The organism is Streptomyces sp. 8P21H-1 (genome assembly GCF_013302945.1).
Map to the genome: position 1 here is coordinate 1 of NZ_JABTYA010000217.1, position 463 is coordinate 463.

1 protein-coding gene is annotated in these 463 nt (G+C 70.0%); it reads right to left on the reverse strand.

Translation table 11 applies throughout. The features are described 5' to 3' along the window. The coding region (locus HO151_RS03680) for an enhanced serine sensitivity protein SseB C-terminal domain-containing protein (protein WP_173894672.1) at positions 1-463 on the reverse strand (463 nt) is incomplete at both ends.

Genomic DNA, 463 nt, shown 5'->3' on the forward strand with positions numbered 1-463 from the left:
GTCGTGTACATCACGTCAACGGGGTGCGCCTGGGAGAACATCACGAGCGACCGCGCCAGATCGTCACCGACGCGCTCGCGCACGTCCCCGGCGCCGATCACGACAAGGAGGTAGCTCTGGTCGTTCGCCGACGGGGTGACCTTCCAGCCGAGCACGGCCTCGTCCACGGCGTCGTGCCGGGCGAACAGCGCGGAGAGCGCGTCCTCCATGCCCGGCGGCACATGGGCTGGCCGGCCCACCATCACTTCGGTGCCCCTCTCGACGACGCGCGAGGTCACCGACGCCGCACCGTCGAGGAGGTGCGCAACTTCACCGGGCAGGAACTCCTTGCCGTGCGCGGAGTGGGGATTGAGGACGAGCGTCGCACCCCGCGTCGTCTCCCAGAATGCGCGGCAGGGGATTCCGACGTAGCGCGCCTCGAACCCCGGGATGGCCGCGATCGTTTCCTGGAGCCGCTCCACCG